The 26,211-nt window shown below is 69.7% G+C and carries 22 protein-coding genes; 16 read left to right on the top strand and 6 right to left on the bottom strand.

Annotation, left to right across the window (positions count from 1 at the left end):
• Positions 1-15 precede the first annotated feature (15 nt).
• Positions 16-765 carry an SDR family NAD(P)-dependent oxidoreductase gene (locus tag G9U51_RS03940; protein ID WP_166193477.1) on the bottom strand — a complete coding sequence of 250 codons (750 nt, stop codon included), beginning with the start codon at positions 763-765 and terminating at the stop codon, positions 16-18.
• A gap of 27 nt (positions 766-792) precedes the next feature.
• Here G9U51_RS03940 and G9U51_RS03935 point away from each other — a divergent pair, with 27 nt between their 5' ends.
• The 8 genes from G9U51_RS03935 to G9U51_RS03900 all read left to right on the top strand — a co-directional run bounded on the left by G9U51_RS03935 (position 793) and on the right by G9U51_RS03900 (position 9,964).
• Positions 793-1,254, top strand: coding sequence for a PPOX class F420-dependent oxidoreductase (locus G9U51_RS03935; protein WP_166193474.1), 462 nt, complete (start codon positions 793-795; stop codon positions 1,252-1,254).
• A gap of 5 nt (positions 1,255-1,259) precedes the next feature.
• Positions 1,260-2,471, top strand: coding sequence for a dephospho-CoA kinase (gene coaE, locus G9U51_RS03930; RefSeq protein WP_166193471.1), 1,212 nt, complete (start codon positions 1,260-1,262; stop codon positions 2,469-2,471).
• A 284-nt stretch (positions 2,472-2,755) separates the two neighbouring features.
• On the top strand, positions 2,756-4,660 hold the full coding sequence (iolD, locus tag G9U51_RS03925; RefSeq protein ID WP_171715561.1) for a 3D-(3,5/4)-trihydroxycyclohexane-1,2-dione acylhydrolase (decyclizing): 1,905 nt from the start codon (positions 2,756-2,758) through the stop codon (positions 4,658-4,660).
• On the top strand, positions 4,657-5,613 hold the full coding sequence (gene iolC / locus G9U51_RS03920; protein WP_166193464.1) for a 5-dehydro-2-deoxygluconokinase: 957 nt from the start codon (positions 4,657-4,659) through the stop codon (positions 5,611-5,613). The genes iolD and iolC overlap by 4 nt, the downstream gene beginning before the upstream one ends.
• Positions 5,610-6,479, top strand: a complete 870-nt coding sequence (locus tag G9U51_RS03915; RefSeq protein WP_166193461.1) for a Cgl0159 family (beta/alpha)8-fold protein — start codon at positions 5,610-5,612, stop codon at positions 6,477-6,479. The genes iolC and G9U51_RS03915 overlap by 4 nt, the downstream gene beginning before the upstream one ends.
• A 14-nt stretch (positions 6,480-6,493) precedes the next feature.
• A complete protein-coding gene (gene iolB, locus G9U51_RS03910) occupies positions 6,494-7,405 on the top strand; it encodes a 5-deoxy-glucuronate isomerase (protein ID WP_166193458.1) in 912 nt (303 codons plus the stop codon).
• Complete coding sequence (locus G9U51_RS03905; RefSeq protein ID WP_166193456.1) at positions 7,402-8,901, top strand: CoA-acylating methylmalonate-semialdehyde dehydrogenase; 1,500 nt, start codon at positions 7,402-7,404, stop codon at positions 8,899-8,901. The genes iolB and G9U51_RS03905 overlap by 4 nt, the downstream gene beginning before the upstream one ends.
• A 28-nt stretch (positions 8,902-8,929) precedes the next feature.
• On the top strand, positions 8,930-9,964 hold the full coding sequence (locus G9U51_RS03900) for a Gfo/Idh/MocA family protein (RefSeq protein WP_166193453.1): 1,035 nt from the start codon (positions 8,930-8,932) through the stop codon (positions 9,962-9,964).
• Here G9U51_RS03900 and G9U51_RS03895 read toward each other — a convergent pair.
• Positions 9,949-10,635, bottom strand: a complete 687-nt coding sequence (locus tag G9U51_RS03895; RefSeq protein ID WP_166193450.1) for a GntR family transcriptional regulator — start codon at positions 10,633-10,635, stop codon at positions 9,949-9,951. The two genes, G9U51_RS03900 and G9U51_RS03895, sit on opposite strands and share 16 nt — an antisense overlap.
• 68 nt (positions 10,636-10,703) lie before the next feature.
• Here G9U51_RS03895 and uvrB point away from each other — a divergent pair, with 68 nt between their 5' ends.
• Both uvrB and G9U51_RS03885 read left to right on the top strand, forming a co-directional pair.
• A complete protein-coding gene (uvrB, locus tag G9U51_RS03890) occupies positions 10,704-12,815 on the top strand; it encodes an excinuclease ABC subunit UvrB (protein WP_166193447.1) in 2,112 nt (703 codons plus the stop codon).
• 46 nt (positions 12,816-12,861) lie between these two features.
• On the top strand, positions 12,862-13,212 hold the full coding sequence (locus G9U51_RS03885) for an MmcQ/YjbR family DNA-binding protein (RefSeq protein ID WP_166193444.1): 351 nt from the start codon (positions 12,862-12,864) through the stop codon (positions 13,210-13,212).
• A gap of 24 nt (positions 13,213-13,236) precedes the next feature.
• Here the strand turns inward: G9U51_RS03885 and G9U51_RS03880 are convergent, their stop codons facing one another.
• The 4 genes from G9U51_RS03880 to G9U51_RS03865 are packed head-to-tail and all read right to left on the bottom strand — an operon-like array spanning position 13,237 to position 17,386.
• The gene (locus tag G9U51_RS03880) at positions 13,237-14,121 is read right to left on the bottom strand and encodes an EamA family transporter (RefSeq protein WP_166193441.1); all 885 of its coding nucleotides are present in this window, start codon (positions 14,119-14,121) and stop codon (positions 13,237-13,239) included.
• Positions 14,118-14,858, bottom strand: a complete 741-nt coding sequence (locus G9U51_RS03875; protein WP_207947989.1) for a C40 family peptidase — start codon at positions 14,856-14,858, stop codon at positions 14,118-14,120. The genes G9U51_RS03880 and G9U51_RS03875 overlap by 4 nt, the downstream gene beginning before the upstream one ends.
• 34 nt (positions 14,859-14,892) lie before the next feature.
• Positions 14,893-15,558, bottom strand: coding sequence for an MBL fold metallo-hydrolase (locus tag G9U51_RS03870; RefSeq protein WP_166193435.1), 666 nt, complete (start codon positions 15,556-15,558; stop codon positions 14,893-14,895).
• A 13-nt stretch (positions 15,559-15,571) separates the two neighbouring features.
• On the bottom strand, positions 15,572-17,386 hold the full coding sequence (locus G9U51_RS03865) for a glycoside hydrolase family 15 protein (protein ID WP_166193432.1): 1,815 nt from the start codon (positions 17,384-17,386) through the stop codon (positions 15,572-15,574).
• A gap of 63 nt (positions 17,387-17,449) precedes the next feature.
• On the opposite strand from G9U51_RS03865, the gene uvrA reads away from it, so the two are divergent.
• The 6 genes from uvrA to whiA all read left to right on the top strand — a co-directional run bounded on the left by uvrA (position 17,450) and on the right by whiA (position 26,130).
• A complete protein-coding gene (uvrA, locus tag G9U51_RS03860; RefSeq protein WP_166193879.1) occupies positions 17,450-20,515 on the top strand; it encodes an excinuclease ABC subunit UvrA in 3,066 nt (1,021 codons plus the stop codon).
• A gap of 60 nt (positions 20,516-20,575) precedes the next feature.
• Positions 20,576-21,031 carry a Rieske (2Fe-2S) protein gene (locus tag G9U51_RS03855; RefSeq protein WP_166193429.1) on the top strand — a complete coding sequence of 152 codons (456 nt, stop codon included), beginning with the start codon at positions 20,576-20,578 and terminating at the stop codon, positions 21,029-21,031.
• A 6-nt stretch (positions 21,032-21,037) separates the two neighbouring features.
• Positions 21,038-23,065 carry an excinuclease ABC subunit UvrC gene (gene uvrC / locus G9U51_RS03850; RefSeq protein ID WP_166193426.1) on the top strand — a complete coding sequence of 676 codons (2,028 nt, stop codon included), beginning with the start codon at positions 21,038-21,040 and terminating at the stop codon, positions 23,063-23,065.
• A gap of 4 nt (positions 23,066-23,069) precedes the next feature.
• A complete protein-coding gene (gene rapZ, locus G9U51_RS03845; protein WP_166193423.1) occupies positions 23,070-23,957 on the top strand; it encodes an RNase adapter RapZ in 888 nt (295 codons plus the stop codon).
• 202 nt (positions 23,958-24,159) lie between these two features.
• The gene (locus G9U51_RS03840) at positions 24,160-25,101 is read left to right on the top strand and encodes a gluconeogenesis factor YvcK family protein (protein ID WP_166193420.1); all 942 of its coding nucleotides are present in this window, start codon (positions 24,160-24,162) and stop codon (positions 25,099-25,101) included.
• A 48-nt stretch (positions 25,102-25,149) separates the two neighbouring features.
• On the top strand, positions 25,150-26,130 hold the full coding sequence (whiA, locus tag G9U51_RS03835; RefSeq protein WP_166193417.1) for a DNA-binding protein WhiA: 981 nt from the start codon (positions 25,150-25,152) through the stop codon (positions 26,128-26,130).
• Positions 26,131-26,211: the final 81 nt, after the last annotated feature.

The following is a 26,211-nucleotide window of genomic DNA, read 5'->3' as shown; positions in this document are numbered from 1 at the left end:
AACTAGATGGCACCCTCAGCCGCGGCCGAGTAGCGTGCCGCCGTTGACCTGCAGGATCTGACCGGTGGTCCACCCGGCGCCCGGTGAGACGAGATAGGCCACCGCCTCGGCGACCTCGTCCGGAGTGCCGGGGCGGCCCATCGGGATCGGCGCCACCCGGTTGTCCACGATGCCCGGGTCGGCCTTGATGCGCTCGGCCCAAAACTCCGTATCGGGCACAAACCCCGGAGCCACCGCATTGACCGTAATGCCTTCTGCCGCAAGGTCATTCGCCATACTCAGCACCCAGGCGTTCACGGCCGCCTTGGCGGCGCCATACGCCCCGCTGCCACGCAGGGCGGCGATCGACGACATCGCGACGATGCGGCCGCCGGGTCGCGGCATGTGGTCGAGCAGTGCCTGGGTGAGCAGGACCGCGGACAGGACGTTGCCGTCGAAGTCCTCCCGCCAGGCCTGGGCGGTCTCGGCGAGGGTCTTCGCGCCGAGCCCGTAGTTGCCGCCAGCGTTGGCGACGAGCACGTCGATCGGGTCGCCCTGGTGCAGCTCGTCGGCCAGGCTCTGCACCTGTTCGGGTTCGGTGAGATCGCACTGGTGGGTGCTCACCGTGAGGCCGGGAGACAGGGTGGTGAGTTCGGCCGCGGCTTCCTCGAGCGGACCGGGACGGCGACCGACGAGGATGAGTTCGGGTGTCTCCTGCAGGAGTCGGCGGGCGACCGCGCGGCCGATGCCGGTGCCGCCGCCGGTGATGACGATGCGTCGGGTCATGCGCCCAAGGTATGCGACGATCGGGCCATGGCTCGAACCATCGCGACGGCGCAACGAGTCGACCTGCCAGCACTGCTTGACTTCGTGCGCCCCCGGCACCGGATGATCCTGCTCACCACCCGCGCCGACGGCAGCCCGCAGGCATCGCCGGTGAGCGGCGGCGTCGATGGGCAGGGTCGGATCGTGGTGTCCACCTATCCCGAGCGGGCCAAGACGGCCAATGCTCGCCGCACCGGCACCGCGTCGGTGGTGGTCCTGTCGGATGAGTGGAACGACGCGTGGGTGCAGGTCGACGGTGACTGTGAGGTGCTCGATGTGCCGGAGTCGGTCGAGCCGCTGGTCGATTATTTCCGGTCGATTTCGGGAGAGCACCCGGACTGGGACGAATATCGGCAGGCGATGCTCGACCAGGGCAAGTCGCTGCTGCGGATTACGCCGACTCGGTGGTCGCCGATTGCGACCGGCGGGTTCCCCGCGCGGTTGGCCTGATCGTTGTGCTGCGGATCGGGCTGACGGGCGGCATCGGAGCCGGCAAGTCCACGGTCTCCTCCCGTATGGCGGAGCGGGGCGCCCTGATCGTCGACGCCGACCTGATTGCCCGGGAGGTGGTGGCGCCCGGGACGCCTGGCCTGGCGGCTGTCGTTTCGCGTTTCGGCGACGGGGTGCTGGCTCGTGACGGTGCGCTGGATCGAGCCGCACTTGGCCGAATCGTGTTCTCCGACAAGGCTGCTCGCCGTGACCTGGAGGGGATCACCCATCCGCTGATCTTCGCCGAGACGGTGCGCCGTTTTGAGGCCGCGCGGCCCGATCAGGTGGTCGTGCACGACATACCTCTGCTCGTCGAACTCGGCCGCGAGGTGGACTATCCACTCACGGTGATCGTCGCGGCCGCCGAGGAAGTGCGGCACACGCGACTGGTGCGCGATCGCGGGATGGACTCCGATGAGGCGTGGTCGCGCATCCGCGCGCAGGCGAATGACGAGCAGCGGCTTGCTGCAGCAGATGTCTGGCTGCTGAACGAGGGATCTCCCGATGACGTCATCGCTGCGGTGGATGCGTTGTGGGACAACAGAATTCGCCCGTATGACGAGAACTTGCGCTCGGGTCGAGGGGTGCGCCGGCCGAGCCTTGCGGAGTTGGTGGACTATGACCCGCAGTGGCCGGCGGTGGCGGACCGATTGGGTCGGCGGATCGCGACACAACTGCGGAACGCAGGTTTCGGTGAGCTGACGGTCGAGCACATCGGGTCGACCAGCGTGCCCGGACTTGCGGCTAAGAATGTCCTCGATCTGCAGCTGCTGGTGCCGGATCTGGCTGTGGCAGAGCAGGATTCGTTTGCCTCGGGTCTGTTGGCGGCCGGTTTCGCCGAGTTTCGGTTGAATGAGGACACTCCACAGCCGTGGGCTACCGACCCAGCGCTGTGGACGAAGTTCTCCGCCCTCGGATGCGATCCGGGTCGGGTGGTGCACCTCCATGTTCGGGCGGCGGATGGCCCCGGCGCCGAGCTCGCCCGCGACTTTCGCGACTGGTTGCGCGCCAACGATGACGAGCGGGCGGCATACGAGGTGATGAAGCGCGAGGTGGCCGACGCGCACCCCGGTGGCACCGAGGACACGCGGGGGGACTATCCGGAGGCGAAGGAGCCGTGGTTCGCCGAGAACCTGCCGCGGGCGAAGGCCTGGGCTGATGCTCGCCGCGGCGGGTGACGTTTCGCGGGGATCTAGTGACGTTTCGCGGGGCATTGGTGACGTTTCGCGGGGATCTAGTGACGTTTCGCGAGGATCTGGTGACGTTTCGCGGGGTTTGTTAGAACATATGGTTGACGGGTCGGTAGCGTCCGGGATGGAATGGCGCCAGCGCATCCGGGCGAGACAGCATGGCCGCGTTCGGACGAAGCAGGAGCCGCGTTCGGGCCCGGACGGTCGCGTTCGGACGAAGCAGGAGCCGCGTTCGGGCGAGCGAGGACGGCACACCGGCCAGGGAGGACATGATGGGCAGACCAGGGGCGGCCACCGTCCGGCTCACCGTGGCGCAGGCCCTCGTGCGTTTCCTCGCAGCGCAGCACACCGAACGCGACGGCGTCGAAAGACGTTTGATCCCAGGGGTTTTCGGCATCTTCGGGCACGGCAATGTGGCGGGCATCGGCCAGGCGCTGCTGCAGGCTGCGGCCACCGACGGTGATCAGGCCTGGTCGGCGGATCCGCCCGAGGGCCGGCTGCCCTATCTGATGGTTCGCAACGAGCAGGGTGGCGTGCACGCCGCCGCCGCCTTCGCCCGCGCGAGCAACCGGCTGCAGACCATGGCGGTCACCACCTCGATCGGTCCGGGCGCGACCAATATGGTCACCGGCGCGGCGCTGGCCACGACCAACCGCCTGCCGGTCCTGCTGCTGCCGGCCGACATCTTCGCCACCCGTGCGCCCGATCCGGTGCTGCAGCAGCTGGAGGATCCGCGCAGTCTGGACATCTCGGTCAACGACGCCTTCAAGCCGGTCTCGCGCTTCTGGGACCGGATCAACCGGCCCGAGCAGTTGATCCCCAGCGCCCTCGCCGCCATGCGGGTGCTCACCGACCCGGCCGAGACCGGCGCGGTGACCCTGTGCCTGCCGCAGGACGTGCAGGCCGAAGCCTTCGACTGGCCGGCCGCGTTCTTCGACCATCGGGTATGGCGGGTCGCCCGGCCGGTGCCCGAACCTGCGGCTCTGGACCGCGCGGTGGCGGCCATCCGCGCCGCCCAACGGCCCTTGGTCGTGGCCGGGGGTGGAGTCGTCTATTCGGAGGCGGCCGGCGCGCTGCGGGATTTCGCCACCGCCACCGGCATCCCCGTCGCTGACACCCACGCCGGCAAGGGCGCGATCAACTGGGACCACCCAAGCGCCGTTGGCGGACTGGGAGCTACCGGCACGGCTGCCGCGAATTCCCTTGCGCGACAAGCCGATCTGGTCATCGGCGTCGGCACGCGGTATAGCGATTTCACCACCGCCAGCCACACCGTCTTCGCCGACCCCGGCGTGCGCTTCGTCAATGTCAATGTCGCCGCCTTCGACGCCGCCAAGCTCGGCGCGACGAGCATCGTCGCCGACGCGCGGACCACCCTGCAGGCACTCACCGCCGCCCTCGACGGTCACCGGATCGACCCGGCATACGGCAGGGAGATCGCGAGGCTGGCGAAGGACTGGCAGCAGGTGGTCGACGAGTGTTACCACCGTGACCACCGGCCGCTGCCCGCACAGACCGAGGTCTTCGGCGCGCTGAACGAGGCGATGGGCCCGGACGATGTGGTGATCAACGCCGCCGGCTCGATGCCCGGTGACTTGCAGTGCCTGTGGCGCGCGAGCAATCCGGGGGAGTATCACGTCGAATATGCCTACTCCTGCATGGGTTACGAGATCCCCGCGGCGATCGGCGCACGCCTGGCCAGGGGGGAGCGTGGCCAGGTGGTGGCGATCGTGGGCGACGGCACCTACCAGATGGCGCCGGGCGAACTCGCCACCATCGTCGCCGAACGACTCAAGGTGATCATCGTGCTGCTGCAGAACCACGGTTTCGCCTCGATCGGAGCGCTCAGTGAGTCGGTCGGAAGCCAGCGGTTCGGCACGCGCTATCAGATGCACGAGGGCGGTGAGGTCCCCTTCGATCTTGCGGCCAATGCCGCGAGTTTCGGGCTGGAGGTGTTGCGCTGCAACGGAATCGAGGAGTTCCGCGCCAACTATCGCAAGGCGGCCGAGCTGACCGGGCCGGTCGCGCTCTTCATCGAGACCGACCTCCTCGGGCCCAGTCCGCCAGGCAGCGCGTGGTGGGATGTGCCGGTCGCGCAGGTGAGCGAACTCGACAGCACCCGGCAAGCGTTGGCCGAGTACGAGACCGAGAAGGCCGCCCAGCGGCACTATCTATGACCGACCACGCCCTCGACGTCCTCACCATCGGCCGGATCGGCGTCGACATCTACCCCCAGCAGGTCGGCGTCGGCCTGGAGGAGGTCACCTCGTTCGGCAAATTCCTCGGCGGCACCGCGACCAATGTGGCGGTGGCGGTCGCCCGGCTCGGGCACCGCTCGGCGGTCATCAGCCGCACCGGCGCCGACCCCTTCGGCCGCTATGTCCATCAGGCGCTACGCGGGTTCGGTGTCGAGGACCGATGGGTGACCGAGGTGCCGGACCTGCCGACTCCGGTCACCTTCTGCGAGATCTTCCCGCCCGACGACTTCCCGCTCTATTTCTACCGGTTCCCGGTCGCACCCGACCTGTGCATCGAGCCGGCCGAGATCCCGTCCGAGGCGGTGCGCGCGGCCCGCATCTACTGGTCGACGCTCAGCGGTATGTCGGCGTCCCCGAGCCGCGAGGCGCACCTGCACGCTTGGGAGGAGCGCGGCCGGTCCCGGCATACGGTGCTCGACCTGGACTACCGCCCGATGTTCTGGGACTCGGTCGCCGACGCGCGCGCGGCAGCCGAGAAAGCGTTGCGGCACAGCACGATTGCCATCGGCAACCGGCAGGAGTGCGAGGTCGCGGTGGGGGAGAGCGACCCCGAGCGGGCGGCGCGAGCCCTGCTCGATCGGGGCCTCGAGCTCGCCGTGGTCAAGCAGGGGCCAGACGGTGTGCTCGCGATGACGCGCGAGGAGTCGGTGGTGGTGTCGCCGATCGAGGTCGACGTCGTCAACGGATTGGGCGCGGGCGATGCCTTCGGCGGGGCCTTCTGCCACGGGCTGCTGGAGGGATTGTCGCTGCGCGAGACGATCACCCTCGGCAACGCCGCGGGAGCGATCGTCGCCGGACGGTTGGAGTGCAGTTCGGCCATGCCCACCGCTGACGAATTGTCGGCGCTCATCGACGCGACAGGCCGGCGATGAACCTCGACCGGCTCGCGCGCGTGCGCCGGCACAACCCCGGCGCCATCGACCGGGCCTGGGCGGCGCGCCGGCGCAGGCCGCTGCTCGCACCGGACGGCCGGATGCTCGTCGTCGCCGCCGACCACATGGCCCGCGGCGCGCTCGGGGTGCGCGACGACCCGGTGGCGATGGCGTCCCGGCCGGACCTGCTTCGGCGGCTCGCCGTCGCGCTGAGCCGGCCGGGCGTCGACGGGGTGCTGGGCACCGCGGACGTGCTGGAGGATCTGCTGCTCGCCGGACTGCTGGACGACAAGCTGGTCTTCGGGTCGATGAATCGCGGCGGCCTGCAAGGGGCGAGCTTCGAGCTGGACGACCGCGCGACGGCATACACCGCGGACCAGATCGCGGCTCGCGGCCTGGACGGCGGCAAGATGCTCGTGCGCATCTGCCTCGACGATCCGGGCACGGTGACCACCCTGTCCGAGTGCGCGCGCTCGGTGGATCAGCTTGCGGCACACCGGCTTCCGGCGATGATCGAGCCCTTCTGGTCGATCCGGGAGGCGGGTCGGGTGATCAACCTGCTCGATGCCGAGTCGGTGATCCGCTCGGTCAACGTCGTCTCCGGGCTCGGGTCGACCTCGGCCTACACCTGGCTGAAGCTGCCGGTGGTGCCGGACATGGAGCGTGTGCTCGCCGCGACCACCCTGCCGGTGCTGATGCTGGGCGGCGACCCCCGCGAAGACCCCGAGGCGACCTATGCCGTCTGGGCCGCCGCGCTCGCTCAGCCGACGGCTGCCGGGCTGGTGGTCGGCCGCGCGTTGCTCTACCCGCCCGATGGGGACGTCGGGGCGGCGGTCGACATCGCCGCCTCGCTGGTGCACGGCTGAAGGAGGGAATCCCATTGTCCGACAAGTGGATTCGGCGGTATGCCGAGTCGGGAGACACAGCCTTCGAGGTCGCCATTCGTCCCGATGGCGAGCACTGGCAACACACCGGGCTGCTGGTGACCACCCTGGCCGAGGATGAATCGCGCACGATCGAGACCGGCGACTTCGAGTATGCCGTCCTCCCGCTCGCCGGCGGAGGTGACCTGGGCGTGCAGAGCGGCGCACAGAGCACGCAGCTCGCCGGTCGGCGCAATGTCTTCGCCGGGCCTGCCGATTGCGCCTACGCGCCGCGGCGCAGCACGCTCACGGTGACGGCGCAGGGGCCGGCGACCGTGGCCTGGTGCTTTGCGCTGGCCACGGCCGACCTGCCGTTCTCGGTGGTGCGTGCGGCGCGGGTGCCGGTCGAGCTGCGCGGCGCCGGGCAGTGCTCCCGTGAGGTGCACAACTTCGGCACCCCGGACACTCTGGAGGCGAGCTCGCTCATCGCCTGCGAGGTGATCACGCCGGCCGGCAACTGGAGCTCCTATCCGCCGCACAAGCACGACGAGGACCGTCCTGGTGAGGAGTCGCAACTCGAGGAGATCTACTACTTCGAGGTGCGGCCGACCGACGGCGCGCCGCCGGAAGCGGACCCGGTCGGCTACTGCTGCGTGACCGGCGCCGACGAGCGACCGCTCGAGGTGCTGGCCGAGGTGCGCAGTGGTGATGTAATCCTCGTGCCGCACGGCTGGCACGGCCCGGCGATGGCACCGCCCGGCTATGACCTCTACTACCTCAACGTCATGGCCGGGCCCTCCCGGGAGCGGGTGTGGTTGATCCGCGACCACCCCGCCCACGGGTGGGTCCGCGACATTTGGGAGGGTCAACCGATGGACCCACGACTGCCGATGACGTCACCCAGCCAGCGAAGAAGGGAACTCCGATGACGACACGCATCACCCACCGCCTCGGCCACGCCTCGTGGACCGGCCCGGCCGGCCGCACCAGCGAGGTGTTCAATCCGGCGACCGGCGAGGTCACCGGCATACTCGATCTGGCCGACAGCGAGACGGTCGATGCGATCGTGCGGCGAGCCGACGAGGCCGCCCGGGAGTGGGGCAATGCCTCCATCGCCAAACGCACCAAGGTGCTCTTCGCCTTCCGCGAGCTGCTCGAGGCGCGCAAGGGCGAGATCGCGCGCACCATCGTCGCCGAGCACGGCAAGACCTACCCCGACGCGATCGGTGAGATCAACCGAGGGCTCGAAGTCGTCGAATTCGCTTGTGGCGTAGGGCAAATCCTCAAGGGCGGCTTCAGTGACAATGTCTCGACGGATGTCGACGCCTACTCCATCCTGCAGCCGCTCGGCGTCGTCGGAGTGATCAGTCCGTTCAACTTCCCGGCGATGGTGCCGCTGTGGTTCGTGCCGGTGGCGATCGCGTGCGGCAACGCCGTCGTCATCAAGCCGAGCGAGAAGGACCCGAGCGCGGTCAACGAGATCGCCGCCCTGTGGGAGGAGGCCGGGCTGCCCGACGGCGTGATGAATGTCGTGCACGGCGACAAGGAGGCGGTCGACGCGCTGCTCGATCACCCGCGGGTCCGCTCGATCTCCTTCGTCGGGTCCACCCCGATCGCCCGCTATGTCTATGAGCGCGGTGTCGCGGCGGGCAAGCGGGTGCAGGCGCTCGGCGGCGCGAAGAACCACATGCTCGTGCTGCCCGACGCCGACCTCGACCTGGCTGCGGACGCGGCCGTGAACGCCGGCTTCGGCGCCGCCGGTGAGCGCTGTATGGCGATCTCGGTCGTCCTGGCCGTCGAATCGATCGCCGACGAGCTGGTCACCCGCATCGCCGCTCGGATGGCCCGGCTGCGGACCGGCGAGGGCAACGAGGACGGCGTGGACATGGGTCCGCTGGTCACCCGGCAGCACCTGGACAAGGTGCGCGGGTATGTCGAGGCGGGCGTCGCGGCCGGCGCCACGCTCGTCGTGGACGGCCGTGAGGGGGAGTGGCAGGGCGGCAGCAAGGACGGCTTCTTCCTGCTGCCGACCCTCTTCGACCGGGTGCGGCCGGAGATGTCGATCTACACCGACGAGATCTTCGGCCCGGTGCTGTCGGTGGTGCGGGTGGCCGGTTACGAGGAGGGCGTGCGGCTGATCGACGACAACCCCTTCGGCAATGGCACCGCGATCTTCACCAATGACGGAGGTGCGGCGCGCCGGTTCCAGCGCGAGGTGCAGGTCGGCATGGTCGGCATCAACGTGCCGATCCCGACGCCGATGGCGTATTACTCCTTCGGCGGGTGGAAGCACAGCCTCTTCGGTGACACGCACGCGCACGGGATGGAGGGCGTGCACTTCTTCACCCGGACCAAGGCCGTCACCGCCCGCTGGCTCGACCCGAGCCACGGCGGCCTCAACCTCGGCTTCCCACAGAACGACTGAAACCGGCTGTGACAGAAGGGGATTGCTGATGCGGATCGGGGTGGCCGGAGTCGGCCGGATCGGGGCTTTTCACGCTGCGACGCTCGCGCAGACGCCGGGCGTGGCCGAGGTCGTCGTCGCCGACGTGCAACCGGGCGCGGCCGAGGCGGCGGCCGAGCGGCTCGGGGTGCGTGCCGTCGGGTCGGTGGAGGAGCTGCTCGCGGCGGGCCTCGACGGTTTCGTCATCGCGGCCGCGACCTCGGTGCACGATCCGCTGCTGCGCGCGGGCCTGGCGGCCGGGGTGCCGACCTTCTGCGAGAAGCCGGTCGCCGGCACGCTCGCCGAGTCGGTCGACCTGGTCGAGGCGGAGCGCGCGGCGAGCGTGCCGGTGCAGGTCGGTTTCCAGCGCCGCTTCGACCGCGGTTACCGCGCGGCGCGGGACGCCGTGCAGGCGGGGGACCTCGGCTGGTTGCACACCGTCCGTCTCAACACCTTCGATCAGTCGCCGCCGCCCGCGGCATACATCCCGACCTCGGGCGGCATCTTCCGGGACTGTTCGGTGCACGATTTCGACATCCTGCGCTTCGTCACCGGGCGTGAGGTGGCGTCGGTGTTCGCGACCGGCGGCAACCAGGGCGAGGCGTTCTTCGCCGAAGCCGACGACGTCGACACCGGCGCCGCGCTGCTCACCCTCGACGACGGCACGATGGCGCTGGCCAGCGCGACCCGCTACAACGGCGGCGGTCACGACGTGCGGATGGAGCTGATGGGCAGCCGGGCGAGCCTCGGCGTGGGGCTGGACGACAGCCTGGTCATGCGCTCAGCCGAGGGCGACCTGCCGTGGCCCGCAGGTCCGGTGAAGACCACCTTCATGGAGCGGTTCGAGCCGGCCTACCGCGCCGAGCTCGCGGCCTTCGTGGAGGTGGCCGCCGGGCGGATGCCTTCACCGTGCACGGTGGCCGATGCCTTGCAGGCCTTCCGGATCGCCGAGGCGTGCGAGATCTCTCGGCACGAACACCGGCCGGTCGAGCTCGCCGAGATCGCCGCGCCGCAGGGGACACAGCAGGTTCACGCCCCGGGCTGAGTGGCGCCCTCGACGTAGGTCGTCAGATGCCCCTGATGCTGCGCGCTGAGCTGGGCGAGGCGATCGGCATCGCGGGCCAGGAAGGCATCGAGCATCTGCTGGTGCTCGGCGTGCAGTTCGGACAGCTGCCCGGGCTCGAGCAGCGTCATCGGCTGCATCGGCTCGGTGAGATTCCACGCCACCTCGAGCATGTGCAGCAGGCGCGGCATCCCGCACGAGGAGAGGAGCGCCTCGTGGAAACCGCGACTGTGCCGTTGGTATGCCGCCGCGTCGCCGTCCGCAATCGCCGCACCGAGGGTGTCGTGGGCCTCCCGCGCCCGGCGATCGTCCGCCGCCCGCGCGTTGCGGACCGCAGCGGCTGTGGCGGCGGCCTCCAGAGCCCCGCGGACGACATACAGCTCGGACAGTTCTTCGGCGGACAGCAACGTCACGGTGTAGCCACCCCGCTGCTCGTGGGCGACCAGCCCCTCGCCGATGAGCGTCTTGAGCGCCTCACGGACCGGGATCCGGCTGACCTGGAAGAACGCCGCCACGTCGTCGACCGGCACGAAGGTGCCCGGCACCACCTGGCCCGAGACGATCACCCGCCGCAACTCGCGCAGCACGTCCGGGCCGGTGGCATAACGCTCCGGGCGGCGCAATCCCGCGAGGATCGGGTGGGTCGGGTCCATCCGGACAGTATGGCGGGACCGTCGCCTTCGGGAACAAGGCTGTCGGTGCTGGCGCTTACGGTAGGGATATGCGACCGACCACGGACCTGCAGCGCACCGTCTCGCCCTTCGAGGTGGTGTCGGAGTTCTCCCCGAGCGGCGACCAGCCGACCGCCATTGCCGACCTGGCCCGTCGAGTGACGGCGGGGGAGCAGGATGTCGTGTTGCTCGGTGCCACCGGCACCGGCAAGTCGGCCACGACCGCGTGGCTGATCGAGCAGGTGCAGCGGCCGACGCTGGTGCTCGCGCCCAACAAGACGCTGGCGGCGCAGTTGGCCAATGAGTTTCGAGAGTTGTTGCCGCACAACGCTGTTGAGTACTTCGTCTCCTACTACGACTACTACCAGCCCGAGGCGTATATCCCGCAGACCGACACCTATATCGAGAAGGACTCCTCGATCAACGACGAGGTCGAGCGGCTGCGGCACAGCGCCACCAACTCGCTGCTGACCCGCCGGGATGTGGTCGTCGTCGCCTCCGTGTCGTGCATCTACGGTCTGGGCACGCCGCAGGAGTATGTCGACCGGATGGCGCAGCTCAAGGTCGGTGACCGCATCGATCGCGACGACCTGCTGCGGCGATTCGTGCAGATGCAATACACGCGCAACGACCTGGCCTTCACCCGCGGCACCTTCCGGGTGCGCGGCGACACGGTCGAGATCATCCCGGTCTACGAGGAGCTCGCGGTGCGCATCGAGTTCTTCGGCGACGAGATCGAGCGGCTCTACACCCTGCATCCGGTGTCCGGTGAGGTCGTGCGCGAGGAGGAGGAGATGTATGTCTTCCCCGCCTCGCACTATGTCGCCGGCCCCGAGCGGATGGAGCGGGCGATCAAGGGCATCGAGCTTGAGCTCGCCGACCGGTTGGCGGAGTTTGAGCGGCAGGGCAAACTCCTTGAGGCACAACGGCTTCGGATGCGCACCACTTACGACATCGAGATGATGCGCCAGGTCGGATCGTGCTCCGGCATCGAGAACTACTCGCGGCATATCGACGGTCGTGCCGCCGGATCGGCGCCCAACACGCTGCTCGACTATTTCCCCGAGGACTTCCTGCTGGTGATCGACGAGTCGCACCAGACCGTCCCGCAGATCGGCGCGATGTACGAGGGCGACATGTCCCGCAAGCGCCAGCTCGTCGACCACGGTTTCCGGCTGCCGTCGGCGGTCGACAACCGGCCGCTGAAGTGGGAGGAATTCCTCGAGCGCATCGGCCAGACCGTTTATCTGTCGGCGACGCCCGGTGACTACGAGCTGGCCAAATCCGACGGTTTCGTGGAGCAGGTGATCCGGCCGACCGGGCTCGTCGACCCCGAGGTCATCCTCAAGCCCACCAAGGGCCAGATCGACGATCTGCTGCACGAGATCAACGAGCGCACCGCCAAGGACGAGCGGGTGCTGGTCACCACGCTGACCAAGAAGATGGCCGAGGACCTGACCGACTATCTGCTCGAGAAGGGCGTGCGGGTGCGCTATCTGCACTCCGAGGTCGACACCCTGCGCCGCGTTGAGCTGCTGCGCGAGTTGCGGCTCGGGGAGTTTGACGTGCTGGTCGGCATCAACCTGCTGCGCGAAGGTCTCGACCTGCCCGAGGTGTCGCTGGTGTCGATCCTGGATGCCGACAAGGAGGGCTTCCTGCGCTCGACCCGGTCGCTCATCCAGACGATCGGTCGCGCGGCCCGCAATGTGTCCGGGCAGGTCCACATGTATGCCGACCGGGTCACCCCCTCGATGCAGGATGCGATCGACGAGACCAATCGGCGGCGCGAGAAGCAGATCGCTTACAACCGCGACAAGGGCATCGACCCGATGCCGTTGCGCAAGAAGATCGCCGACATCACCGACATGCTCCAGCGCGAGGACGCCGACACCGACTCGCTGATGGGCAGCGGCCGCAGCCAGTCGCGCGGCAAGGGTGGCCGCGGCGGTCGCGGCGCGGCATCGGCCGATGCCACTGTCGTGGTCGGCGCGTCGCGGCTCGCAGGGGCTGGGGCTTCCGACCTGGCCAGCCTGATCCAAGAGCTCACCGACCAGATGCACCAGGCGGCCCAGGATCTGCACTTCGAGCTCGCCGCGCGGTTGCGGGACGAGCTCGGCGAGCTCAAGAAGGAGCTGCGGCAGATGACCGAGGCGACCAAGTGAAGCCCGGGTCGAGCGCGCCGCTGCGGGCGGTGAGCGGGGCCGGCACATGAAGCCCGGCGAGGCGCTCGACCACGCGCTGGCCAAGCCGGGCGCCTGGCCGGACGAGCCGTGGGAGGGCGACACGGTCGCCAAGGTCGACGCCAAGATCTTCTGCTTCGGCGGGGCGCGGACTGTCGGCGTCAAATGCGGAGTCACCCGCGAAGAGGCCGATGAATGGTTGCGGGCCTATCCGCAGGACGCTGCGGTCATGCCGTATATCGGCCGCAACGGCTGGAACACCCTGACCATGGGCGGCGCCATCAGCGACGAAGAGATCCTCGAAGCGATCGACACGTCATACCGCCTGGTGGTGGAAAAGCTCCCCAAGTCTCGCCGACCCGCCGGCTGGGAGGGCTGAGTGCGGGCCGGGTGGCGGTGCCGCTCAGCCGGTCTCGGCGGGGGCGGTGGCTGCGGCGCCGCGCCGGTGGCTCATGATCACCACGCTGGCGGCGACCACGAGCGCCATTCCGGCGAGCTCGAGGCCGGACAACCGCTGACCGAGCACGAGCAACCCGGCCAGAGCGGCAGCCGCTGGCTCCAGTGACAGCAGCACCCCGAAGACGCGAGCGGGCAGCCGGCGCAGCGCGATGAGTTCCAGCGAGTAGGGCACGAGCGAGGACAGCATCGCGATGCCCAGCCCCTTGAGCAGCACCTCGCCGTGCCAGAGCCGGGAGCCGGTGAGCGCGACCGCGATCGGCGTCAGCACCACCGCCCCGACACACAATGCGATTGCCAGGCCGTCCAGGTCGGCGAAGCGCGCACCCGTCCACCCGCTCGTCAGGATGTATGCCGCCCACAGCGCTCCCGCGAGCAGCGCCAGACCGATGCCGACCCCGTCCAGCTGGGACCACGGGGTCGACACCGCTCCCGAGATCAGCAGCACCCCCGCCGCGGCGGCGAGCACCGCGATCACGTCACGGGCGCTGCGCGACAGGCAGGCGGCGAGCACCAGCGGCCCGACGAACTCAATCGTCACCGTGACACCGATCGGCAGGCGCTCCAGCGCCGCGTAGAAGCTCAGGTTCATCGCGGCGAGCGTCGCGCCATACGCCAGGACCACCTGCCAGTCTCGATGGGAGCGGCCGCGCAGCGCGGGCCGGGCGATGACGCCGAGCACGAGGGCGGAGATCGCCAGCCGGAGCGCGACACTGCCGACCGGACCAACGACCGGGATGAGGGTGGCGGCGAGAGCACCACCGAATTGCACGGAGACGACGGCCGCGAGGACCAGCAGCGGTCCGGTCGCGGCGGGGTGCGATGTCCTCACTGAGTGGGGGCGATACGACCCGCACTGACCAGCGTCGTGCGGCGGGCGTCCGACAGTTCCTCCTCAACGACGGCCGCGCCGGTCTGCGGCGCGTGCAACATCACCCCGGGCTGCACCACGAAGCCGACGTGATGGATCGAGCGGCCGGGTCGGGCGAAGAAGTAGAGGTCACCGGGTTGCACCTGGTCAACCGGCACCGGCGTCGCCGCTTCGGCCTGGTCGTGCGCATCGCGGGGCACGGTCCAGCCGAGATCGCGCGCCACGAGGTGCACCAGCCCGGAGCAGTCCAGGCCGGCCGGGGACAGGCCACCCCACAGATAGGACAGGCCGTCGTGCCGCCGAGCGGTGTCCACCAGGTCCGTGCCGGTCACCTCCGGCGCGGGTATGCCGGCCGGCGCGTCGGCTGGTGGGGCCGCCGAGGAGAGGTGTGCGGTGCGGATCCAGCCCGGATAGCCCGCCTCGTCCCGGCTGCTGGGCTGCCACGGACAGGTCACCCGCGACCACCCGGCGACCGTCTCCTGGACGGTGACCGGCTCACCTTCGAGCAGTTCGGTGAGCAAGCGGTCGTCCAAGCCGAGGCGGCTGGCGGGATCGGTGTCCGGGACGGCGTCCATCGCCGCCAGCCAGGAGGCATGGTCGGGCGCGTCGGCGAGCACCGGCTGATCGACCGGACGAGGTGCCTCTGGTGAGGACCACAGCTGGGTGACGGGGACGCTGACGACGGCTTCGGCGATCACTGGTCCATACCACCAGAGAATCGGCCGTGCGTCTTCACCAGCCCCGCTCCCGCCACTGTGGCAACTGCGGCCGCTCGGTGCCGATCGTCGTGTCCGCGCCATGCCCCGGGTAGACCCAGGTGTCGTCGTCGAAGCGGCCGAACAACCGCGCCTCGACATCGTCGATCAGTTGCGGAAACGACTGGTAGTCATAGTGATTCGTGGCGCCAACCCCGCCCGGGAAGAGCGAGTCGCCGGTGAAGAGGTGGTGCTCGTCGTCGGCGTCGACGAAGGAGATCGCGATCGACCCCGGCGTGTGTCCGCGCACTGCGCTGATCGCGAAGTCCACCCGCCCGACCGTGAAGCCGTCCCGGTCGTCCATCGGGTATGCCGCCTCGACCGGCAGGTGCGCTGCGTCGTCCCGGCCGGCATAGGTGCGTGGGTGCCAGGCATCGACCGCGTCCTGCAGCGCGCCGGTGTGGTCGCTGTGGCGGTGGGTGGTCGCCAGCGCGACGACGGCGACCCCGCTGGAGGCGACCAGGTCGCGGATTCGCGGCCAGTCCGCCGCGGCGTCGATGAGGAGTGCCTCGCCCGTCGCCTTGCAGGAGATCAGGTAGACGTTGTTGTCCATCGGACCGACGCTCAGCTTGCTGATCCTCGCGTTGCCGACGTCTCGGGTCTGGGCGGGGCCGCCGGAGGCGACCTTGCCGTCATACGTCATGGGCGGAACCCTCTCACTGGCTGCGGTGTCGTGCGGCACGTTCGGCCCGGGCGATCGCGACCGCCGCGGTCACCAGCGTGAGGTGACTGAACGCCTGGGGGAAGTTGCCCACCATGCGCTTGTTCTCGGGGTCGTACTCCTCGGACAACAGACCGACATCGTTGCGCAGATCGAGCAGCCGGCGCATGAGTTCGTGGGCATCGTCGATGCGGCCGGCCATCGCATAGGCCGACGCCAGCCAGAACGAGCAGGCGAGGAAAGGGTGCTCGTTGCCCGGCAGACCGTCCACCCCGGCCTCGGTGCGATAGCGCAGCAGCAGCCCGTCGCGCATGAGGTCCTGCTCGATCCGCTCGATCGTGCCGATCACCCGCGGGTCGTCACCGGGCAGGAAGCCGACCAGCGGGATGAGCAGCAGGCTCGCGTCGACCTCGGTGGTCTCGTAGTGCTGCACGAACGAGTTGATCTGGCTGTTGAATCCCTTGGCGAGCACTTCCGCCCGCACCTGGTCGCGCAGCGAGCGCCATTTGTCGACCGGTCCCTCGAGGTCGAACTCCTCGACCGCGCGGACCGCCCGGTCGAAGGCCGCCCACACCATCACCCGCGAGTGGGTGAAATGCCGCAGGGGGCCGCGGATCTCCCACAAGCCGTTGTCCGGCTCGTCCCAGTGGCCGGCGAGGTTTTCGACCAGGGCGCGTTGCACCGCCCAGCTGTGCTCGTTGTCAGCGACGCCGCGCACCCGCGCGTCGTGCATCGCGATCATCACCTCGCCCAGGACATCGGTCTGCCGCTGGTCGACCGCCCCATTGCCGACGCGGACCGGCCGCGAGTCGGCATACCCCGGCAGGTGGTGCAGCTCGCGCTCGGGCAGGTGGCGGCCGCCGTCGACGGCATACATGATCTGCATGTCCTCGGGGTCGCCGGCGATCGCCCGGATCAGCCAGTCGCGCCAGAGTGGACTGGCCTCCTCGAAGCCGACCGCCAGGAGGGCCTCCAGGGTGAGCGAGGCGTCGCGCAGCCAGCAGAAGCGGTAGTCCCAGTTGCGCACGCCGCCGAAGTCCTCCGGCAGGCTCGTCGTCGGGGCGGCCACGATGCCGCCGCGGCGGGTGTCGGTGAGCAACCGCAGCACGAGCATCGAGCGCACGACCGCCTCGCGGTAGGGACCTTCGTAATCGCACCGGGCCGCCCAGGCCTCGGACGTCTCGGTGGTGCGCCAGATCCGCAGGTCGACGTCGGTCGGCGGCGGGATCTCCTTCCAGGAGGAGAACCAGTTGAGACTCCAGCGTTCGGTCTCGCCCGCGCGGATGGTGAAGGTGTCGGTATGCCGGCCGTCGACGGCGTGCGGCCTCCGGGTGCCTCTCAGCACGAGCATGTCCGGCCCCGCGATGGCGACGGTGGCTTCGGGGCGGTTGGTGGTCGCGGCGTTGTGCGACACCCAGGGCCGCACCCGGCCGTAGTTGAACCGCACGATCCACTCGTGCTCCATCTCGACCTCGCCCTCGAGGCACTCGACGATGCGCACGATGTCGGCCCGCTCCATGCCGAGCGGCATCAGGTCGGTGACCTTGACCGTGCCGGTCGCGGTGGTGTGGATCGTCTCCAGGATCGAGGTGTTCCCGCGATAGGAGCGGGTGCTGGTGGCCTCGCCGGTCGGGCCGAGCAGCCAGCGGCCGTGCTCGGGGGTGCCGAGCAGTGCAGTGAAGCACGAGGCACTGTCGAACCGGGGCACGCACAACCAGTCGATCGACCCTCGCCGGCTCACCAACGCCGCCGTCTCGGTGTCGCCGATGATCGCGTATTCCTCGATGGGCACGTCGTTGGATTCGGCCATAACCACGCAGACTATGACGTCGGTCGCCGCCCGTGAGGGACCCTGTCGGTGGGCCGACCTAGCATGTTCTGTGTGCCTGCCAAGACTTCGTCCTCCGTGACGGCGCGCCCCACTCACGACCACCTGCGTGTGCGCGGTGCCCGTGAGCACAACCTGCGCAATATCAGCGTCGACATCCCCCGCGACGCGCTCGTCGTCTTCACCGGTCTGTCGGGTTCGGGCAAGTCCTCGCTCGCGTTCGACACCATCTTCGCCGAGGGCCAGCGGCGGTATGTCGAGTCGCTGTCGGCTTACGCTCGCCAGTTCCTCGGGCAGATGGACAAGCCGGATGTCGACTTCATCGAGGGGCTGTCGCCCGCGGTGTCGATCGACCAGAAGTCGACCAACCGCAACCCGCGCTCGACCGTGGGGACGATCACCGAGGTTTACGACTACCTGCGGCTGCTCTATGCGCGCGCCGGTCGTCCGCACTGCCCGATCTGTGGCGAGCCGGTGGGGCGCCAGACGCCGCAGCAGATCGTCGACCAGTTGCTGGAGCTGCCCGACCGCACCCGTTTCCAGGTGCTCGCGCCGGTGGTGCGCGAGCGCAAGGGTGAGTTCGTCGACCTGTTCGCCGAGTTGCAGACCAAGGGCTTCTCGCGCGCCCGCGTCGACGGTGAGGTGGTCTCGCTCGCCGAGCCGCCGACCCTCGCCAAGCAGAAGAAGCACAGCATCGATGTCGTCGTGGACCGGCTGGTGGCGCGCGGCGCGCAAGACCGCAGCGGCAAGCAGCGGTTGACCGACTCGGTGGAGACGGCGCTCGGCCTGGCCGGCGGCATCCTGCTGATCGACTTCGTCGACGAGGAGGAGGGCAGCCCGGGCCGCGAGCGTCGTTTCTCGGAGAAGATGGCCTGCCCCAACAACCACCCACTCGCGATGGACGAGATCGAGCCGCGCTCGTTCTCCTTCAACAGCCCGTTCGGCGCCTGCCCCGAGTGCACTGGCATCGGCACCGAGCTGGAGGTGGACCCCGAGCTCGTCATACCGGATGAGGACAAGTCGATCGCCGAGGGCGCGATCCTGCCGTGGGCCCAGGGCGCCTCGTCCTCCGACTACTTCCTGCGGGTGATCGGCGCACTCGGCGACGACCTGAAGTTCTCGCTCGACACCCCCTGGCGGTCGCTGCCGGAGCGCGCCAAGGAGGCGCTGCTGCACGGCAAGGACCACAAGGTGCACGTGCGCTTCCGCAACCGCTACGGGCGGGAGCGCAGCTACACGACGGGCTTCGAGGGCGTCATACCGTTCATCAAGCGGCGGCACGCCGAGACCGAGTCGGACTGGAGCCGCGAGCGCTACGAGGGGTACATGCGCGAGGTGCCGTGTCCGGCCTGCCACGGCACTCGGCTGAAGCCGGAGAGCCTCGCGGTGCTCGTCGGCGGCCGGTCGATCGCCGAGGTGTGCGCGCTGCCGATCTCGGAGTCGGCGACCTTCCTGTCGACCGTCGACTTCACCGCGCGGGAGCAGCAGATCGCCGAGCGCGTCATCAAGGAGATCGACGCCCGGCTCGGGTTCCTGCTCGACGTCGGTCTGGACTATCTGTCCCTCGACCGAGCGGCCGGCACGCTGTCCGGTGGCGAGGCGCAGCGCATCCGGCTGGCCACTCAGATCGGGTCCGGGCTGGTCGGCGTGCTCTATGTGCTCGACGAGCCGTCCATCGGCTTGCACCAGCGCGACAACCACCGGCTGATCGACACCCTCACCCGGCTGCGCGATCTCGGCAACACTCTGATCGTGGTCGAGCACGACGAGGACACCATCGCGACCGCCGACTGGGTCGTCGACATCGGACCCGGCGCGGGGGAGCACGGCGGTGAGGTCGTGCACTCCGGCCCGGTCAGGGAGTTGCTCGCCAACGACCGTTCGATCACCGGCGACTATCTCGCCGGACGCCGGGCGATCGCGGTGCCGCCGGTGCGCCGCCCGCAGGACGGCCGCGAGGTCGTCGTGCGGGGCGCGCGCGAGCACAACCTGCGCGATGTCGACGTGAGCTTCCCGCTCGGCAACCTGGTGGCGATCACCGGAGTCTCCGGCTCGGGCAAGTCCACGCTGGTCAACGAGATCCTTTACAACGTGCTGGCCAACCAGCTCAACGGTGCCCGGCACGTGCCGGGCCGGCATCGCACCGTCGAGGGTCTGGATCAGCTCGACAAGGTCGTGCACGTCGACCAGAGCCCGATCGGGCGCACGCCGCGCAGCAACCCGGCCACCTACACCGGCGTCTTCGACCACATCCGCCGACTGTTCGCCGAGACCCAGGAGGCGAAGGTCCGTGGCTACCAGCCGGGCCGGTTCTCCTTCAACGTGAAGGGCGGTCGGTGCGAGGCGTGCAGCGGTGACGGCACGCTCAAGATCGAGATGAACTTCCTGCCGGATGTCTACGTGCCGTGCGAGGTCTGCCACGGGGCCCGGTACAACCGGGAGACGCTCGAGGTGCACTTCAAGGGCCGCACGATCGCCGACGTGCTCGATATGCCGATCGAGGAGGCGCGCGAGTTCTTCGCCGCCGTGCCGGCGATCGCCCGGCATATGGAGACCCTGGTCGACGTGGGCCTCGGTTACGTCCGACTCGGCCAGCCGGCACCGACGCTCTCCGGCGGTGAGGCGCAACGGGTCAAGCTCGCCTCGGAGCTGCAGAAGCGCTCGACCGGTCGCACCATCTACGTCCTGGACGAGCCGACGACCGGCCTGCACTTCGAGGACATCCGCAAGCTGCTCGGCGTGCTGCAGGGGCTGGTCGACAAGGGCAACACCGTCCTGGTCATCGAGCACAACCTAGACGTGATCAAGTCGGCCGACTGGATCGTCGACATGGGCCCGGAGGGCGGTCACCGGGGCGGCACCGTCGTTGCCGCCGGCACCCCTGAGGAGATCGCGGCCGTGCCGGAGAGCTACACCGGTCAGTTCCTGAAGCCGCTGCTCGGATCGGCGGGCGCCCGGCCGTCCACGCGGCGCGCCACTCCGGCCACGACGTCTCCTGGCAAGCGGTCGACCAAGCGAGGCACGGCGACCAAGAGCGCAGCGAAGAAGACGACCGCTCAGCGGGCGGCGGCCAAACCGGCGACCGCGCGACAGGAGCGACGCACCGGCTGACGGCCACGCGCGACGCGAGATGATGGGGTGGAACGACACCGGCACGGGAAGGACGATGAGATGACTGCTGAGGACAAGACCCCGCGGCGCAGCGTGCTCGGCGGCGCGGGCATCGCCGCAGCCGGTGTGCTCGGCGGAGCGACGCTCGCCGGGTGCGGCGGCAGCGACGGCGGCGCCACCGCGACGGGCACGGGTCTGCCCGAGCCCACCGGCAGCGCTACGTCCTCCACCGCCGCGCCGGTGCCGGCGAGCAAGGTCCCCGACGGCGGGGGCTATATCGACACCGCCGCCAATGTTGTGCTCACCCAGCCGGCGACCGGGGAGTTCAAGGCGTTCTCGGCCGTGTGCACCCATCAGGGCTGCTCGGTGAGTTCGGTCGAGGGTCAGAAGATCGTCTGCCCCTGCCACGGCAGCGAGTTCAGCATCCGCGACGGCTCGGTGCTCAACGGTCCAGCGACCCAGCCGCTCGCCGCTCGCAAGGTCACCCGCAGCGGTGCCAACCTGATCATTTCCTGACCCCACGTGGCCGATCCGTCCAGCTATCGCCCCGCGCCCGGCTCGATCCCGGTCGACCCCGGTGTCTACCGCTTCCGGGACAAGGACGGCCGGGTCATCTATGTCGGCAAGGCCAAGTCGCTGCGCAGCCGGCTCTCGTCATACTTCCAAGACATCGCGGCCCTCCACCCGCGGACGGCGACCATGGTCTCGACCGGAGCGAGCGTCGAGTGGACGGTCGTGCGCAACGAGGTCGAGGCGCTGCAGCTCGAATACGCGTGGATCAAGGAGTTTGACCCGCGGTTCAACGTCAAATACCGCGACGACAAGTCCTATCCCTATCTCGCCGTCACGATGGGTGAGGAGTTCCCTCGGGCGCAGGTGATGCGTGGCGCCAAGCGCAAGGGCACGCGCTATTTCGGGCCCTACGCGCACGCCTGGGCGATCCGCGAGACGCTCGACCAGTTGCTGCGCGTCTTCCCGATGCGCACCTGCTCCAGTGGTGTCTTCAAGCGCGCGGGCCAGGTTGGCCGTCCCTGCCTGCTCGGCTATATCGACAAATGCTCGGCGCCCTGTGTGGGCCGGGTCGACGCCGACGAGCACCGGGAGATCGCCGAGGAGTTCTGCGCGTTCATGGAGGGCGACACCGCCCGCTTCGTCCGGCGCCTCGAAACCCAGATGAAGCAAGCCAGCGCCGACCTCGACTTCGAGACCGCTGCCCGCCGCCGGGACGACCTCCAGGCGCTGCGCAAGGCGCTCGAACGGTCCGCGGTCGTGCTCGGCGACGCCACCGACGCCGACGTCTTCGGCATCAGCGACGACGATCTCGAGGCGGCCGTCCAGGTCTTCCACGTGCGCGGCGGCCGGGTGCGCGGCCAGCGCGGCTGGGTGGTCGACAAGCAGGCCGAGGGCGATCTCGGTCAGGCCGAGGTCGTCGAACGGTTGCTGCTGCAGGTGTATGGCGACGAGTCACCTTCCGGCGTACCTCGCGAGGTGCTGGTCCCGGTGCTGCCGACCGAGCCGGACACCGTCGCGGCCTGGTTGGCCGAACGGCGGGGCTCGCGGGTCGACCTGCGGGTGCCGCAGCGCGGGGACAAGAAGACGCTGATGGAGACCGTCACCCGCAATGCCAGCCAGTCGCTCGCCCGGCACAAGGTCGCGCGCGCCGGCGACCTCACCGCGCGCAGCCAGGCGCTGCAGGACCTGCAGGAGGCGCTCGGGCTCGACGAGGCGCCGCTGCGGATCGAGTGTTATGACGTCAGCCATGTGCAGGGCACCAATGTGGTCGCCAGCATGGTGGTCTTCGAGGACGGCCTGCCGCGCAAGGGCGAATACCGCAAGTTCATCGTGCGGGGCACGCCCGGGGAGGACGGCGAGCTGCGCCTGGACGACACCGCCGCGATGGACGAGGTGCTCACCCGGCGGTTCCGCCGCTATCTGGCCGAGCGCGACGGCGAGGGTCAGCCGCAGGATGTCACCGCCGATGATCAGGCGCTGCCGACCGGTGATGACGATGCTCCCTCCGGGCCGATCGACGAGCGCACCGGGCGGCCGCGCCGGTTCGCCTATCCGCCACAACTCGTCGTCGTCGACGGCGGCAAGCCCCAGGTTGATGCGGCAGCGCGCGCGTTGCAGGGGCTCGGCATCGATGATGTCGCCGTCGTCGGCCTGGCCAAGCGCCTGGAAGAGGTGTGGCTGCCCGACGACGACTTCCCGGTCATCCTGCCGCGCACCAGCGAGGGGCTCTACCTCTTGCAACGGGTTCGGGATGAGGCCCACCGGTTCGCGATCACCTTCCATCGCCAGCGGCGATCCAAGGCGATGACCACCTCGGTGCTCGACGAGATTCCGGGGCTCGGCCCGGCCCGACGCAGGGCACTGCTGAAGCGCTACGGCAGCGTGAAGAAGTTGCGGGCCGCCAGCGCGGAGGACATCGCGCAGGTCCCGGGCATCGGTCCCGGACTCGCCGCAACCATCGCGGCAGCCGTGGGCCAAGATGGGGACCAGGCACCCGCCGTCAACCTGACCACCGGAGAAGTCCTCGACCAGGAGTGAGCCGATGACCAGCGAAGCAGTTCGCCCCGATCCGCAGCTGGTCGTCGTCACCGGGATGAGCGGTGCCGGCCGCACCACCGCGGCCAATGTGCTCGAGGACCGCGGGTGGTATGTCATCGACAACCTGCCGCCACAGCTGCTGGGCTCGATGGCCGAGTTGCTGCAGGGCATCCCACCGCAGGAGCGCCCTAACCTGGCCGCCGTCGTCGACGTGCGGGCCGGGTCCCTCTTCGCCGACTTCCGCGAGGGCATGGACCGGCTGCGCGATCTCGGCTGGCGCACCTCGGTGGTCTTCGTGGACGCCACCGACGAGGCGCTCGTGCGACGGTTCGAGTCGGTGCGCCGGCCGCACCCGCTGCAAGGCGAGGGACGGTTGCTCGACGGCATCCTCGCCGAGCGGGAACGGCTGCGTGACCTGCGCGCGAACGCCGACATCCTGATCGACACCTCCGGCCTCAACGTGCACCAGCTCACCGCCAAGGTGCGCCAACTGCTCGGCTCCGAAGGCCTGCCGGAGCTGCGGATCGCGGTGATGTCGTTCGGGTTCAAATACGGCATACCGCTGGATGCCGACCTCGTTTTCGACATGCGCTTCCTGCCCAACCCCTTCTGGGATCCGGCGCTGCGACCGTTCACCGGCCAGGACGAGGTGGTGGCCGACTTCGTGCTGGGTCAGCCCGGCGCCCAAGAGTTCGTCGACGGGGTGCTCGCCCTGCTCGAGCCGATGACCGCCGGTTATCTGCGCGAGGGCCGGTCCTACGTCACGCTCGCCGTCGGTTGCACCGGCGGCAAGCACCGCTCGGTGGCCGTCGCCGAAGCCCTCGCCGACCGCATCGGCGACGGCGACCGCACCCGCGCCATCGTCGTCCACCGCGATCTAGGACGCGAATGAAAAACACCCCACGAAGTTCTCCGCTCGTGCCTCGCTCCGATACTTCGCGGGGACCCCGAATGAGCAGTGAGGGAAGTTCTCCGCTCGTGCCTCGCTCCGATACTTCGCGGGGACCCCGAATGAGCAGTGAGGGAAGTTCTCCGCTCGTGCCTCGCTCCGATACTTCGCGGGGAGCCTTTCCACCGGCACCGAAGGGTCGCGCATGAGCCGGCGCCCGGCGGTGGCGGCGCTCGGCGGCGGACACGGCCTGGCGGCGTCCTTGCAGGCGCTGCAGCTGGTCACCGACCGCATCACCGCGATTGTCACCGTCGCCGACGACGGCGGTTCGAGCGGCCGGCTGCGGCGCGAGTTCGACATCCTGCCGCCCGGCGACCTGCGGATGGCGCTGGCGGCACTGTGCGACAACTCCGAGTGGGGCATGCAGTGGCGCGATGCGCTGCAGCACCGGTTCGCCGGCGATGGCCCGCTCGGCGGTCACGCGCTCGGCAATCTGCTGATCGCCTCGCTGTGGGACCTGCTGGGCGACCCGATCGCCGGGCTCGACCTGGTCGGGCGTCTGCTCGGCGCCCGTGGCCGGGTGCTGCCGATGGCGGGGGAGCCGCTGCAGATCCGCGCCGACGTGCGCGGCGCCGACCCCGACCGCCCCGACGAGGTGAGCGAGCTGGTGGGTCAGGTGACGGTCGCGACCACCCCCGGCCGGGTGCTCAACCTGCGGCTCGAACCGGACCCGCCGATGCCCTGTCGCGAGGCGGTCGACGCGGTGCTCGACGCCGACTGGGTGGTGCTCGGCCCCGGCTCGTGGTTCACCTCGGTGATGCCGCACCTGATGGTCCCGCACCTGCGCGAGGCGCTGATCTCGACGCCGGCCCGCCGCATTCTCACGCTCAACGTCGTGATGAATGACGGTGAGACACAAGGGTTTACGCCCGCTGACCACGTGCAGGTGCTGCGCGAGCACGCACCCGACCTGCACCTGGACGTCGTGCTCGCCGACCCGCGGGTGGTGGAGGACGAGGACAGCCTGCGCGCCGCCGCCGAAACCGTCGGAGCCCAGGTGCACCTGCTGCCCGTCGCCGACCCCGACCACCCGGGCACGCACGACCCGCTGCGGCTGGCGGCGGCCTACCGCGATGTGATCGGGTGACACCCCACCCATCGGCGGCCGGGACGAAACGATGAGAGGATGTCGCGCATGGCGATGACGGCAGCGGTGAAGGACGAACTCAGCCGGGTGACTGTCAGCAAGACCTGCTGCCGCAAGGCCGAGGTGGCCGCGGTGCTGCGGTTCGCCGGTGGTTTGCACATCGTCGGTGGCCGGATCGTCATCGAGGCCGAGCTCGACACCGCCAACGCCGCACGTCGGCTGCACCACGAGGTCACCGACCTCTACGGCATGCGCCCGGAGGTGCTCGTCATGAGCGCCGGCGGGCTGCGTCGGGGCAGCCGGTATGTCGTGCGCGTGGTCCACGAGGGCGAGGCCCTCGCCCGCCAGACCGGCCTGATCGACTCCCGCGGCCGACCGGTGCGCGGGTTGCCGCCGCGCGTGGTCAACGGCTCGATGTGCGACGCCGAGGCGGCCTGGCGCGGTGCTTTCCTCGCGCACGGCTCGCTCACCGAGCCCGGACGTTCCTCCTCACTCGAAGTCACCTGCCCCGGACCCGAAGCGGCACTGGCGCTGGTCGGTGGGGCGAGGCGGCTCGGCATACAGAGCAAGGCTCGCGAGGTGCGGGGAGTGGACCGGGTGGTGATCCGCGACGGCGACGCGATCAGCGCGATGCTCACCCGGCTCGGCGCCCACGACTGCGTCATGCAGTGGGAGGAGCGGCGGATGCGGCGTGAGGTGCGCGCGACCGCCAACCGGCTCGCCAACTTCGACGACGCCAACCTGCGCCGTTCCGCCCTCGCTGCGGTGACCGCCGGCGCCCGGGTCGAGCGCGCGCTGGAGATTCTCGGCGACGAGATCCCCGACCACCTGCGCGAGGCGGGGCACCTGCGCCTGGAGCACAAGCAGGCAAGCCTGGAAGAGCTTGGGGCACTTGCGGATCCGCCGATGACCAAGGACGCCATCGCCGGCCGCATCCGGCGGCTGCTGCTGATGGCCGACAAGCGGGCCGACGACCTCGGCATACCGAGCACGAAGGCGAATCTGTCGCCGGACCTGCTCGACGGCTGAGCGGCTTTCGGTTACCCGCGGGTCATGTCCTAGGGTCGGAGCCGACAGTTCCGCAAGACCTCAAGGAAGGGATGTGTCCGC

The sequence above is a fragment of the Metallococcus carri genome (genome assembly GCF_011440275.1).
GTDB lineage: Bacteria > Actinomycetota > Actinomycetes > Actinomycetales > Dermatophilaceae > Metallococcus > Metallococcus carri.
Note: the sequence above shows the minus strand (reverse complement) of the source record. Positions and strands in the feature narration are given on the sequence as shown.